Origin of the sequence: Mycobacterium sp. (genome assembly GCF_025933915.1) — a bacterium.
GTDB lineage: Bacteria > Actinomycetota > Actinomycetes > Mycobacteriales > Mycobacteriaceae > Mycobacterium.
The window spans coordinates 14,814-28,410 of record NZ_JAICZA010000052.1; the positions used below are offsets into that span (position 1 = coordinate 14,814).

Genomic DNA, 13,597 nt, shown 5'->3' on the forward strand with positions numbered 1-13,597 from the left:
CGTGCTGCAGTCCACGCTCGATCGCGACGACGCGGTGTTCACCGAGGCGGCGTCGGCGGCGATAACGAAACTCGACGAGATCGACGCCGAGCTGGCCAACGCGCTGGCGGGCGGCGGGCCCAAATACGTGGAGCGCCACCACGACCGCGGCAAGCTAACGGCCCGCGAACGCATCGAGCTGCTCGTCGACGCGGACTCGCCGTTCTTGGAGCTGAGCCCGCTCGCGGCCTGGGGCAGCGCCTTCAAGGTGGGCGCCAGCACCGTCACCGGCATCGGCGTGGTCGAAGGCGTCGAATGCATGATCGTCGCCAACGACCCGACGGTCAAAGGCGGAACCAGCAACCCGTGGACGCTGAAGAAGATCCTGCGGGCCAACCAAATCGCCTTCGAGAATCGGCTTCCGGTGATCTCGCTGGTGGAATCCGGCGGCGCGGATCTGCCCACCCAGAAGGAAATCTTCATTCCCGGCGGGCGGATGTTCCGCGATCTGACCCGTCTCTCGGCGGCCGGAATCCCCACCATCGCACTGGTATTCGGTAACTCGACCGCGGGCGGCGCCTACGTCCCGGGCATGTCCGATCACGTGGTGATGATCAAGGAACGTTCCAAGGTGTTCCTCGCCGGTCCCCCGCTGGTGAAGATGGCCACCGGCGAGGAATCCGACGACGAATCGCTGGGCGGCGCCGAAATGCACGCCCGGGTATCAGGTTTGGCCGACTACTTCGCCGCCGACGAACTCGACGCGATCCGCATCGGCCGCCGCATCGTCGCCCGGTTGAATTGGGCCAAGCAGGGGCCGAAACCCAAACCGGTCACCGAGCCGCTGTTCGACACCGAGGAGCTCATCGGCATCGTTCCCGCGGACCTGCGTATCCCGTTCGACCCCCGCGAAGTCATCGCCCGCGTCGTCGACGGCTCCGAATTCGACGAATTCAAGCCGCTGTACGGGTCCTCGCTGGTGACGGGCTGGGCCCAGTTGCATGGCTATCCGATCGGGATCCTGGCCAACGCGCGCGGCGTGCTGTTCAGTGAGGAGTCACAAAAGGCCACCCAGTTCATCCAGCTGGCCAACCGCTCCAACACGCCACTGCTGTTCCTGCACAACACGACCGGCTACATGGTGGGCAAGGACTACGAAGAGGGCGGGATGATCAAGCACGGCGCGATGATGATCAACGCCGTGTCCAATTCGACGGTCCCGCACATCTCGCTGCTGATCGGCGCTTCCTACGGCGCGGGCCACTACGGCATGTGCGGTCGCGCCTACGATCCGCGCTTCCTCTTCGCCTGGCCGACGTCGAAGTCGGCGGTGATGGGCGGCGCCCAGCTCTCGGGGGTGCTGTCGATCGTGGCCCGCGCGGCCGCGGAAGCCCGCGGCCAACAGGTCGACGAGGAGGCCGACGCGGCGATGCGGGCCGCCGTGGAAGGCCAGATCGAGGCCGAATCGCTGCCGCTGGTGTTGTCCGGAATGCTTTACGACGACGGGGTCATCGATCCGCGCGACACCCGCACAGTGCTGGGAATGTGTTTGTCCGCCATCGCCAATGGCCCGATCAAGGGGACGTCGAACTTCGGCGTCTTCCGGATGTGAGCCCCATGGGAATCACTCGAGTTCTGGTTGCCAACCGCGGCGAAATCGCCCGCCGGGTATTCGCCACCTGCCGACGTCTCGGCCTGGGCACCGTCGCCGTCTACACCGACCCGGACGCCGGCGCGCCGCACGTCGCCGAGGCCGACGCCCGGGTGCTGCTGCCCAAGACCAACGACTACCTCAACGCCGAGGCCATCATCGCCGCCGCCCGCGCGGCGGGCGCCGATGCGATACACCCCGGTTACGGGTTCCTCTCGGAGAACGCCGATTTCGCGGCCGCCGTGCAGGACGCCGGCCTGACCTGGGTCGGGCCGCCGGTGGATGCGGTGCGCGCGATGGGCTCCAAGATCGAGTCCAAGAAGCTGATGGCCGCCGCCGGCGTGCCCGTTCTCGACGAGCTCGATCCCGAGACCGTCACCCAGGCGCAGCTGCCGGTGCTGGTCAAGGCCTCCGCGGGCGGCGGTGGCCGCGGCATGCGGGTGGTACGCGAATTATCGTCCCTGGCCGGTGAAGTCGCCGCGGCGCGCCGGGAGGCGCAGTCCGCCTTCGGCGATCCGACGGTGTTCTGCGAGCGCTATCTGCCCACCGGACACCACGTCGAGGTACAGGTTCTCGCCGATACCCACGGCACGGTGTGGGCGGTCGGGGAACGCGAATGCTCGATTCAGCGCCGCCACCAGAAGGTCATCGAGGAGGCCCCCTCACCGCTCGTCGAGCGCACCGCGGGCATGCGCGCCAAGCTCTTTGATGCGGCCCGGCTGGCCGCCGACGCGATCGGCTACACCGGTGCCGGGACCGTGGAGTTCCTCGCCGACGATCACGGCGAGTTCTACTTCCTGGAGATGAACACCCGGCTGCAGGTCGAGCACCCGGTCACCGAAGAGACCACCGGGCTCGACCTGGTCGAGCTGCAGCTCGCGGTGGCCGACGGCGCTCGCCTCGACGCCGACCCTCCCGCCGCCCAAGGCCATTCGATCGAGGTGCGGCTCTACGCCGAGGATCCGGCACGCGGCTGGCAGCCGCAGGCCGGTGTGGTGCGCGCGTTCGAGGTGCCGTCGGTTCGGGCCGAGTTCGGCTCGTTGGGGCAGCGGACCGGGATCCGGCTGGATTCGGGCATCGTCGACGGATTCACGGTGTCGATCCACTACGACCCGATGCTGGCCAAGGTCATCTCCTACGCGCCTACGCGCCGTCAGGCGGCGCTGGTTCTCGCCGATGCGCTGACGCGCGCCCGCATGCACGGCCTGCGCACCAACCGCGATCTGCTGGTGAACGTGCTGCGTCATCCGGCGTTCCTCGACGGCGCCACCGACACAGCGTTTTTCGACACCCACGGCTTGACGGAGCTGGCGGCGCCGTTGGGCGACGCCGCAACCGTACGCTTGTCGGCGATCGCCGCCGCCCTCGCCGACGCCGCGCGCAACCGCGCCCTCGCCCCGGTGCTGGGCGCGATCCCCAGCGGGTGGCGAAACCTGCGGTCCGGCCACCAGGCCAAGGCTTACGGTGACGACGAAGGCAACGAACACCGGGTCCAATACCGTTTCGACAGAACGGGGTTGGTCCTGCCCGACGATCCGTCGGTGCATCTGGTGTCGGCCACGGCGGATGACGTGGTGCTCAGGACGGACGGTGTCGACCACAACTTCTCGGTGCGGCGCTACGACACAGGCGATTCGGACGTCTACGTGGATTCCGCGCGCGGACCGGTGCACCTGGTCGCGCTGCCGCGGTTCCCCGAGCCCGGATCGACCGTCGAAAAAGGTTCGCTGGTCGCCCCCATGCCCGGCAACGTCATTCGGCTCGGCGCCGCGATCGGCGACACCGTCACGGCCGGGCAGCCACTGATCTGGTTAGAGGCCATGAAGATGGAACACACCATCACCGCACCGGTCGACGGGACGCTCGCCGAGCTCAGCGTCAAAACCGGTCAGCAAGTCGAAGTTGGCGCCGTGCTGGCAAGAGTCGAAGCGCCGCAATCAGAAGGAGATCCCCAGTGACCGACAGCAGCTTCATCGAGAACGAAGAACGCCAGGCCCTGCGTAAGGCCGTAGCCGAGTGGGCGTCCAACTACGGCAGCGAGTACTACCTGCGCAAGGCCCGCGCCCACGAGCACACCGACGAATTATGGTCGGAGGCAGGAAAACTCGGCTTCCTCGGCGTGAACCTGCCCGAGGAGTACGGCGGTGGGGGCGCCGGGATGTACGAGCTGTCGCTGGTGATGGAGGAAATGGCGGCCGCCGGTAGCGCGCTGCTGCTGATGGTGGTGTCGCCCGCCATCAACGGGACGATCATCAGCAAATTCGGCACCGATGAGCAAAAGAAGCGCTGGATCCCCGGTATCGCCGACGGCACCCTGACGATGGCGTTCGCCATCACCGAGCCGGACGCCGGATCCAACTCACACAAGATCACCACCACTGCCCGTCGCGATGGCAGCGACTGGATCCTCAAGGGCCAGAAGGTCTTCATCTCCGGCATCGACCAGGCGCAGGCCGTGCTGGTGGTGGCCCGCACGGAGGAAGCGAAGACGGGCAAGCTGCGCCCCGCGCTGTTCGTGGTGCCCACCGATTCGCCAGGCTTCACCTATACGCCCATCGAAATGGAATTGATCAGCCCCGAGCGCCAATTCCAGGTCTTCCTCGACGACGTCCGGCTGCCCAGCGACGCGCTCGTCGGCGCCGAGGATGCCGCCATCGCACAGCTTTTCGCCGGGCTCAACCCCGAACGCATCATGGGCGCGGCCAGTTCCGTCGGGATGGGACGGTTCGCGCTCGACCGGGCCGCCGAGTACGTCAAGACCCGCCAGGTGTGGGGCACGCCGATCGGCTCGCACCAAGGCCTGTCACATCCGTTGGCGCAGTGCCACATCGAGGTCGAACTCGCCAAGCTCATGATGCAAAAGGCCGCCACCCTGTATGACTCCGGCAACGACATGGCCGCGGCCGAGGCCGCGAACATGGCCAAATATGCTGCGGCCGAGGCGGCCACCCGGTCGGTAGACCAGGCGGTGCAGTCGATGGGTGGCAACGGGCTCACCAAGGAGTACGGCGTCGGCGCCATGCTGACCTCGGCCCGGCTGGGCCGCATCGCTCCGGTCAGCCGCGAGATGGTGCTGAACTTCGTCGCGCAGACATCACTGGGCCTGCCCCGAAGCTACTGAGGCCCTGCCGATGGACACCCTCGTCGAATACGCCGGGCCCGCCGACACGGGTGGGCCGTATGCGCGGCTGACGCTGAACTCACCGCACAACCGCAACGCGCTTTCCACGACCCTGGTTACCCAGCTGCACCAGGGGCTGCGCGACGCCGCGTCGGATTCTGCGGTGCGCGCGGTCGTGCTGGGCCACACCGGGGGCACCTTCTGCGCCGGCGCGGACCTGAGCGAGGCCGGCGGGGGCAGCCCTAGTGGCGATCGCGAGGGCGGCGCAGCCGGGCGAAGCGGGTCGCCACCATCGGCCCCTGGCGATCGCGAGGGCGGCGCAGCCGGGCGAAGCGGGTCGCCACCATCGGCCTATGACATGGCCGTCGCACGGGCCCGGGAGATGGCCGCCCTGATGCGGGCCATCGTCGCCTCACCACTGCCGGTGATCGCCGCCATCAACGGACACGTCCGGGCGGGTGGCTTCGGCTTGGTGGGTGCCTGCGATATCGCGGTCGCCGGTCCGCGCACTACCTTCGCGCTGACCGAGGCCCGCATCGGCGTCGCGCCCGCGATCATCTCGTTGACACTGCTGCCCAAGCTGTCGGCGCGCGCCGCGGCCCGCTACTACGTGACCGGCGAAACGTTCGATGCCCACCAAGCGGCGCAGATCGGGCTGATCACCCTGGCCGCCGACGACGTCGACACCGCGGTCGACAAGCTGATTGCCGACGTGGGCCGCGGTTCACCGCAGGGCCTCGCGGCCTCCAAGGCGCTCACCACCGCCGCGATCCTCGAGGGGTTCGACCGCGACGCCGAACGGCTCGCCGAGGAATCGGCGCGCCTTTTCGTCTCCGATGAAGCCCGCGAAGGCATGTTGGCGTTCTTGGAGAAGCGGGCGCCGGGATGGACGAGTTAGCCACCGATTAGTTAGCCAGATGTCTAAGAAGGGGTTCGGCCAAACGGCCGGCGGTGCGGCCCGGGCCCGTGCAAGGTTGCAGTTTAGCCAATCCTCTTGCAGCAACACCTGGACGTCGTAGGCTCGTGGGTGATGAGCAACTCTATGCAGCGGGGTGCGGAGGACACGCGCGACGAACCGTCGCGTGCGGCCGATACCGATCGCATCCAGACTGCGCAGTTGCTGGCGTATGCGGCCGAGCAGGGGCGCCTGCAGCTCAACGACTACGAAGACCGCTTGACCAGGGCCTATGCGGCGACGACGTATGAGGAGCTGGATCGGTTGAGGGCCGATTTGCCGGGGGCGCCGATCAGCCCACGCCGCGGTGGCAAACCCAATCCGGCGCCGTCGACACTGCTGCTGGCGCTGCTGAGCGGCTTCGAGCGGCGCGGTCGATGGAACGTGCCGAAGAAGCTGACCACCTTCACCCTGTGGGGCAGCGGGGTGGTCGATTTGCGCTACGCCGACTTCACCTCGACCGAGGTCGACATCCATGCGATGTCGATCATGGGTGTGCAGAACATTTTGCTGCCGCCCGAAGTCAACGTGGTGGTGCACGGCCGCGGCGTGATGGGAAACTTCGATCGCCGCGTCATCGGCCAGGGCACTCCCGGAGCCCCGACGGTCCACATTCGCGGCTTCTCGCTGTGGGGTGGCGTGGGGATCGCACGCAAGGCCCGCAGACCGCGCGGATAGCCGTCGCGCGGCGACAGAAACGTCAGCGGGGCACGTAGTCGAAGGTGTCCGGGTTGGGGCCGTTGCGTCCCGACTCCCCCTTGTTCAGCGCCGAGATCGCGTCCATGTCGGAGTCTTCCAATTCGAAGTCGAACAGCTCGAAGTTGGATTTGACCCGTTCCGGTGTCACCGATTTGGGGAAGACGATGTCGCCCCGCTGAATGTGCCAGCGCAACACCACCTGTGCCGCCGTTCTACCGCGGGCCTCGGCGATGCGGTTGATCACCGGATCGTCGAGCACCCTGCCCTGGGCGATGGGCGCCCAGGCCTCGGTGGCGATGCCGTGCTCGCGCCCATAGGCCCGGACCTCGTCGTTGCCGAAGTACGGATGCAGCTCGATCTGGTTGACCGACGGGACGGTGTCGGCTTCGTCGGCGAGCCGATCCAGATGTGCGACTTGGAAATTCGACACACCGATGCTGCGGGCGCGCCCGTCCCGTGCGAACTCTTCGAGGACCTTCCACGTCGAGACGAAGTCGCCGTCGTAGAGCGTGGGCAGCGGCCAGTGGATGAGGAACAGGTCGACGTAGTCGGAATCCAGCTTCTTCAGTGTCTCGTCGAAGGCGCGGCGCGCATCGTCGGGCTTGTGGAAGCCGTTGTTGAGCTTGCTGGTGATGAAGACCTCGCCGCGGTCGAGACCCGCGTCGCGGATACCTTGTGCGACTTCCTTTTCGTTCCCGTACATCTGGGCGGTGTCGATGTGCCGGTATCCGATGTCCAGCGCTCTCTTGACCGCCGACGCGGTCTCGGCGGGCTTGATCTGGAACACGCCGAAACCGAGCTGCGGGATGTCGACACCGTCGCTGAGTTCGATCGTGGGAACCTTGCTCACCGGGTTTTCTCCTTTTCAGTCCCGCGCATTACCGACGGCGGCGCGATCGTAGATAGTCGCCGACGACGGCCGCTCCCAGCCCGTCGAGGTCGGGCACCACAACCCGTCCCTCGACGCGCCGGGCGACCTGGTCGATGAACCGTGCCAGACCGGGGTCGCTGCCCAGCCGGAAGATCGTGATCTGCGCACCGAGGCGCGCCATTTCGTCGAATCCGCGCACGGTATGGGCGATGGTCCGCGGATGCGGCGGGTAATCAAAAAACACCGTCGTGCCGTCGCCGTCGAAATCCTCCAGGTGCGCGGTCGGCTCACCGTCGGTCACCACCAGTACGACTGGCTGGGCGTTGGGGTGGCGGCGCAGATGACGGCCCGCCAGCGCCAGCGCGTGATGCAGGTTGGTGCCCTGCTCGTACACCCCCTCGAGACCCGTGAGCTCGGCGGCGGTCACCGTCCGGGCGTATCGGCCAAACGCGATGATCTGCAAGGCATCCGAGCGAAACCGGGTGCACACCAGGTGGTTGAGTGCCAGCGCCGTTTGCTTCATGGGCAGCCAGCGGTTCTCCATCACCATGGAGAACGAGGTATCCACCAGCAGCGCGACCGCGGCCTGCGTACGGGTCTCGGTCTCGGAGACCTCGACGTCGTCGACGGTGATCTTCAACCGCGCGTCCGGTCCATCCAGGGTGGCGGTCCCCGCTTGGCGCAGTACGGCGTTGGTCAGTGTGCGGGAGATGTGCCACGGTTCGGTGTCACCGAACTGCCAGGGCCGCGTGGCGCCGGTGAGCTCACCGGCCGCCCCGGCGCGCCGATGATCACGTTCACCGCGCCGTCCGGAAAGTTGTTGTACCACATCGCGTAACGCCGTCTCCCCCAGCCTGCGCATGGCTTTCGGCGACAGCCGCCATTGGCCGTCGGAACCGCGGTCCAAAAAGCCCTGATTGACCAGCGCGCGTTCCAATTCGGCAAGCGTGCGGGCGTCGACGGCTGCCTCGTCGCCGAGCTGGCGCGCCAGCGCGTCCAGGTCGACGTCATCCATGGTGGCGCCCGGATAGCTTTGCGAAAGCTGCTCGGCCAGTTGCTCGAGCTCGGCGATATCGGACAGCGCCTGGGTGCCCTCGCCCATCCCGAACGGGTTGTCACCGGAGAACTGTTCGGACCCGCTCCAGTCCTCCCCCGGTCGCGCCGCCTGCAGGTGCGCGTCGAGCCGATTTAGCGACTGCATCAACGCCGGGGAGCCGAATGCCTGCTGCGCCAAGGCATCCAGCTCCGCTCGCTGCTCGGCGCTCAGGCTGTTGCGGAAGCGTTGCGCGGCGGCGGCGCGCTTGGCCAGCGAGTCCAGCAACTCATCGACGTCGCGCGGGTTCTCCGGGAAGAACTCGCCGTGGGAGTCCATGAACTTTTCGAAGTCTTCTTGGGTGTCCTCACCACGGGCGTGCTTGTCCAGCAGATCATTGAGGTCGTTCAGCATGTCGTTGACGCGCTGACGATCCTCGTCGGTGGCGCCCTGCAGCGCCTGCTTCATTCCCGCAAAGCGTTGGTCCAGCATCTCGCGGCCGAGCAGATCCTTGATCTGGTCGTACTTTTGGCGGGCCTCGCCGCTGCGCCAGTTGTACTCGGAGAGCTCCTGGACGGCCTTGGCCGGCGAAGCCGGCAGCGCGTCCAGCTGGAGTTCGCCGAAGCGGGCGTCGTCGTCGAGCGCGCGGGCGAGCTCCTTGCGTTCGGCCAGCACGGCCTCGTCCAGCAGCTTCTTGATCTCCTGCAGGGTTCCGTCCAAGTTGTTGCGCCGCAACAACTCCCGTCGGCGCCGATTGGCCTCGGCCGCGAGCCGGTCCGCGCCGGGCATGTTCTTGGTGCCGCGGCGCAGCAGCTCGGAGAGCGCCCGGCGCGGTGATGTGCCGGCCATGACGTCCTGGCCGATCTGTTCGAGCGCCTCGCGCAGATCCACCGGCGGCGCCAGCGGGTCGGGCCCGCCGGTGTACGCCGAGTATCGCGAAGAGTGCGCTCTAGCCATAGACGGTCTGCCCCTCCTCGGACACCTTGTCGATCCGCTTGGCCAGATACAGGGCCTCGAGCGCCAATTCCAGCGCCGCGGCGCGCTCGCCCTCCGACCTCGCGCCGAGCTTGTCCGCGATCTTGTCCACCACCGGCAGGCTGGGAACCGCGGCCAGCACGTCCTTGGCCGACACCCGCTCACCCGTCGTCACCGCGGAACCGCCCTCGACCGCCGACACCAGCGAACCCACGTCGATACCGCCCAGCACCCGCGACGCGGTGTCCGCGGTCGCCCGGCGCAGCAGGTGTTCGAGCACCGCCTGTTCGCGGCCTTCCTCGCCGGACTCGAATTCGAGCTTGCCGCGCAGGACGTCGATCACGGTGCCCAGATCGACGACCCGGGCCACCGGATCCGTCTCCCCCAGGATCGCGCCGCGGTGCCGGGCGGCGGCCGCGACGGTCTCGGCGGCGGCGATGGCGAACCGCGCGGACACCCCGGAGCGTTGATCGACGGAGTTGGACTCCCGCAAGTAGCGGGCGAATCGGGCGATGATCTGCATGAGGTAATCGGGCAGTTGGGCCGACAGGTGTGCCTCCTGCACGATCACCCCGACTTCGGCGTCGAGCTCCAGCGGGTAGTGGGTCCGGATCTCCGCGCCGAAGCGGTCTTTGAGCGGCGTGATGATACGTCCCCGGTTCGTGTAGTCCTCGGGGTTGGCGCTGGCGACCACCAAGACGTCCAGCGGCAGGCGCAGCGTGTAGCCGCGGACCTGAATGTCGCGTTCCTCCATCACGTTGAGCATCGACACCTGGATGCGCTCGGCGAGGTCGGGAAGTTCGTTGACCGCGACGATGCCGCGGTGCGCGCGTGGGATCAGCCCGTAGGCGATCGTCTCGGGGTCGCCCAGGCTGCGGCCCTCGGCGACCTTGATCGGGTCTATGTCGCCAACCAGGTCGGCGACGCTGGTGTCGGGGGTGGCGAGCTTTTCGGTGTAGCGCTCGCTGCGGTGCTTCCATTCCACCGGCAGATCGTCGCCCAGGGTGGCGGCCTTGCGGATCGACTCCGGCGTGATCGGCGAGAAGGGATGCTCACCCAGTTCGGCCCCGGCGATCACCGGCGTCCACTCATCGAGCAACCCGACCAGCGCACGCAGCAGCCGGGTTTTGCCCTGGCCGCGTTCGCCGAGCAGGACGAAGTCGTGACCCGCGATCAGGGCCCGCTCGAGCTGGGGCAAGACGGTGTCGTCGAACCCCAGAATGCCCGGCCAGATGGCTGCGCTGTCCGGCCCGTCGGCCAATGCGGTCAACAGATTTTCGCGGATTTCCTGCTTGACACCCCGTTCACGGTGACCGGCGGCACGCAGTTCGCCGACGGTGCGGGGCAGGTTGCTCGGTGACGTCACCACTCCACGCTACGACGCGGCCTCAGACGAGTCATGCGAAGGGCGTTCACTTCAGGCTTCTTGACACGCAATCAGGGGGTGCCGTGGGCACCTATTGGGGCGACGGCGCACCTAATGGGCGAAGTGCCGCGCCCCGGTGAGATACAGCGTGATGCCGGCGTTGGCGGCGGCCGCCGTCACCTCGTCGTCGCGCACCGATCCCCCGGGATGCACGATCGCCGTCACCCCGGCACCGGTCAGCGTTTCGAGGCCGTCGGGGAACGGGAAGAACGCGTCCGAGGCCGCGACCGCGCCGCGCACGCGATCCCCGCCACGTTCGACGGCCAGCCGCGCGGCGTCCACGCGGTTCACCTGACCCATGCCGACGCCGATGGTGGCGCCGCCGGCGGCGATCACGATCGCATTCGATTTGACGGCGCGACAAACGCGCCACGCGAAAACCAGGTCCGACAGCGTCGCCGGATCCGCGGGCGACCCCGTCGCCAGGCTCCAATTCGCCGGGTTATCCCCGTGCGCGTCAAGCTCGTCGCGTTGCTGCACCAAAAGCCCGCCACTGATCGGCCGCAGTTCGGTACCACCGGTCAACGGCTCGGAGGCCACCAGCACCCGGATGTTCTTCTTGCGTGTCAGGACGTCCAGGGCGGCCTGCTCGTAGGCGGGGGCGACGATGACTTCGGTGAAGATGGTGCTGACGTATTCGGCCATCTCAACGCTGACTTCGGTGTTGGCCGCGATGACCCCGCCGAATGCGCTCAGCGGATCGCATTCGTGGGCCTTGCGATGCGCGTCCGCGACCGATACCGATGAGATCGCGATCCCACACGGGTTGGCGTGCTTGATGATTGCCACGCACGTCTGTTCGTGGTCGAAGGCGGCCCGCCAGGCCGCGTCCGCATCGGTGAAGTTGTTGTAGGACATCTCTTTTCCGTGTAGCTGCTCGGCCTGTGCCAGCCCCGGCCACGCGCTCGGGTCGCTGTAGAGCGCGGCCTGCTGGTGCGGATTCTCGCCGTAGCGCAGCATCGCCGAGCGGCGCCAGCTGCGCCCGAGCCACTTCGGGAAGGCGGTCGGCGGATGTTCGGGTGCCAGCGTCGACTCCATCCAGGCCGCCACCGCGAGGTCGTATTCCGCGGTGTGCTGAAATGCCAGCGATGCCAGCCTTTTTCGTTCGGCGAGGGTAAATCCGCCGTGCCGGACCGCGGCGAGCACCCCGTCATAGCCCCCCGGGTCGGTGATCACCGCCACGCTGGGATGGTTCTTCGCGGCGGCGCGCACCATCGACGGGCCACCGATGTCGATCTGTTCGACGCATTCGTCGATGCTGGCGCCGGAGTCGACGGTCTCGGTGAACGGGTACAAGTTGACGACGACGAGTTCGAAGGCCGCGATGCCGAGCTGCTCGAGCGCGGAGGCGTGCTCGGGTTTGCGAAGATCCGCGAGCAAGCCCGCGTGGACGCGCGGGTGCAGGGTCTTGACCCGGCCGTCGAGCACTTCGGGAAAACCGGTCAGCTCCTCGACCGGCGTTACGGGAATGCCTTTTTCGGCAATGTTCTTCGCGGTGGATCCGGTCGAGACGATCTCGACGCCCGCCTCGGTCAGCCCCCGGGCCAGCTCGATGAGCCCGGTCTTGTCGTACACGCTGATCAAGGCGCGACGGATCGGTCTTTTGGCGTTCTCCCGCCAGTCGTCGGTGCTCATCGGTTGTCGCCTTTCATCCGATCGTCGCTTTTCTCCCGACCAGGGTCAGGCCGCCGGTTGCGATCGCGGCCACCACGTCCGCCAGCAGCTTCCGTTCGGTGACTTTGATGCGTTCGTGCAGAGTCTCTTCGTTGTCGCCGTCGAGCACCGGAACGGATTGCTGCGCCAAAATCGGCCCGGTGTCCGTGCCGGCGTCTACCAGGTGCACCGTACAGCCCGTGACCTTCACACCGTAGGCCAACGCGTCGGCAACCCCGTGTGCACCCGGGAACGCCGGCAGCAGCGCCGGGTGGGTGTTGATGACGCGCCCGTGAAATCGTGAAAGGAACTGCGGTCCAAGGATTTTCATGAACCCTGCGGAGACCACCAGGTCGGGCGAGTGGGCGGCGGTGGCCTCGGTGATCGCCGCGTCCCAGGCGGCGCGGTCGGCGTGGTCGCCGAGGCGGACGGTGAACGTGGGCAGCGACGCGGCCGTGGCGATCTCGGTGGCCAGGCAATCGCGGTCGGCGCCGACGGCGACGACCCGGGCCGGATAGTCCGCGACGGCGGCGTCGATCAGGGAATTCAGCAGCGAACCGGTGCCCGAGGCCAGAACCACTACCCGCGCCGACGCGTTGGGGGGCACATGGAGGGGTTCGTCCACATCGGCGAGCCTAGTCGGGCGACGATGCGCGTCCCCACGGGCGCGCGCAGGAACTCCACGATGCACGCGCCGTGCGCCTCGTGCCCATCCGACGACAGGCTGGTCAATAGCCGAATTGCCCGCCTTCGAGCGACAATCGCCCAACGCCCGCCCCCACCCATCGCCGTTGTCGCTGAGAGGCGGGCAACTTGCCTATTCCTCCGGATCGCGTTCGGCCGCGGGAGGCTCCGGCTCGCCCTCGGCCACGGGAGGCTCCGTCCCGCCTTCCCCCGCAGCGCCCTCCGCCGCGGGAAGCTCCATCTCACCTTCCCCCACGCCACCGTCGGGCGCAGAGGGCTCGATGACGTCCTCCTCTGCCGCCCGCTCATCGACAACATCGGCGAAATCGGCCGGCTCCTCGGCCGGTGCGGCGGGCGCGGGTTTGGTCCTGAGGCGTCTGGGGCGACGTATGACCCCGCCGCTCATCACCACGGTGATCCCGCCAATCACCGCGAACCAGAAGAAGACACCGAGAAGCAATGCGCCCTGGTCGACGCCGACATGGCCGAAGTTGCCCAGCTGTCCGCTTCCGCCGTAGGCGATCAGCGACATCACCAAAGCCCCGGCGAC

The 13,597-nt window shown here is 67.7% G+C and carries 10 protein-coding genes and 1 pseudogene; 5 read left to right on the forward strand and 6 right to left on the reverse strand.

Translation table 11 applies throughout. The features are described from left to right. Nucleotide 1: 1 nt before the first annotated feature. The 5 genes from Q0W90_RS10740 (at nt 2) to Q0W90_RS10760 (ending at nt 6,384) form a co-directional block, all read left to right on the forward strand. Complete coding sequence (locus tag Q0W90_RS10740) at nt 2-1,591, forward strand: acyl-CoA carboxylase subunit beta (RefSeq protein ID WP_297599353.1); 1,590 nt, start codon at nt 2-4, stop codon at nt 1,589-1,591. Nucleotides 1,592-1,596: 5 nt separating this feature from the next. Continuing rightward, nucleotides 1,597-3,588, forward strand: a complete 1,992-nt coding sequence (locus tag Q0W90_RS10745) for a biotin carboxylase N-terminal domain-containing protein (protein WP_297699100.1) — start codon at nt 1,597-1,599, stop codon at nt 3,586-3,588. Then, nucleotides 3,585-4,751 (forward strand): acyl-CoA dehydrogenase, encoded by a 1,167-nt coding sequence (locus Q0W90_RS10750; RefSeq protein ID WP_297599340.1) that lies wholly within the window; start codon nt 3,585-3,587, stop codon nt 4,749-4,751. Before Q0W90_RS10745 ends, Q0W90_RS10750 begins: the two co-directional genes overlap by 4 nt. A gap of 10 nt (nt 4,752-4,761) precedes the next feature. Continuing rightward, nucleotides 4,762-5,649: an enoyl-CoA hydratase family protein gene (locus Q0W90_RS10755; RefSeq protein WP_297774492.1), complete on the forward strand. Its 888-nt coding sequence runs from the start codon at nt 4,762-4,764 to the stop codon at nt 5,647-5,649. Nucleotides 5,650-5,781: 132 nt separating this feature from the next. Next, on the forward strand, nt 5,782-6,384 hold the full coding sequence (locus tag Q0W90_RS10760) for a DUF1707 domain-containing protein (RefSeq protein ID WP_297599478.1): 603 nt from the start codon (nt 5,782-5,784) through the stop codon (nt 6,382-6,384). A gap of 22 nt (nt 6,385-6,406) precedes the next feature. Here Q0W90_RS10760 and Q0W90_RS10765 read toward each other — a convergent pair whose 3' ends face one another. From Q0W90_RS10765 to Q0W90_RS10790, 6 genes and pseudogenes are all read right to left on the reverse strand, one after another. Beyond that, entirely contained in the window at nt 6,407-7,255 is an 849-nt protein-coding gene (locus tag Q0W90_RS10765; protein WP_297599479.1) for an aldo/keto reductase, read from the reverse strand. Between the two features lie 28 nt (nt 7,256-7,283). After that, nucleotides 7,284-9,266 (reverse strand): VWA domain-containing protein, encoded by a 1,983-nt coding sequence (locus Q0W90_RS10770; RefSeq protein WP_297599480.1) that lies wholly within the window; start codon nt 9,264-9,266, stop codon nt 7,284-7,286. Further along, nucleotides 9,259-10,653: an ATP-binding protein gene (locus Q0W90_RS10775; protein WP_297599481.1), complete on the reverse strand. Its 1,395-nt coding sequence runs from the start codon at nt 10,651-10,653 to the stop codon at nt 9,259-9,261. The genes Q0W90_RS10770 and Q0W90_RS10775 overlap by 8 nt, the downstream gene beginning before the upstream one ends. A gap of 108 nt (nt 10,654-10,761) precedes the next feature. Next, nucleotides 10,762-12,345, reverse strand: coding sequence for a bifunctional phosphoribosylaminoimidazolecarboxamide formyltransferase/IMP cyclohydrolase (gene purH, locus Q0W90_RS10780; RefSeq protein ID WP_297599482.1), 1,584 nt, complete (start codon nt 12,343-12,345; stop codon nt 10,762-10,764). Nucleotides 12,346-12,358: 13 nt separating this feature from the next. After that, nucleotides 12,359-12,988, reverse strand: a complete 630-nt coding sequence (gene purN, locus Q0W90_RS10785) for a phosphoribosylglycinamide formyltransferase (protein ID WP_297699697.1) — start codon at nt 12,986-12,988, stop codon at nt 12,359-12,361. Nucleotides 12,989-13,180: 192 nt separating this feature from the next. Next, a pseudogene (locus Q0W90_RS10790) lies at nt 13,181-13,597 on the reverse strand (hypothetical protein); the annotation flags it as partial.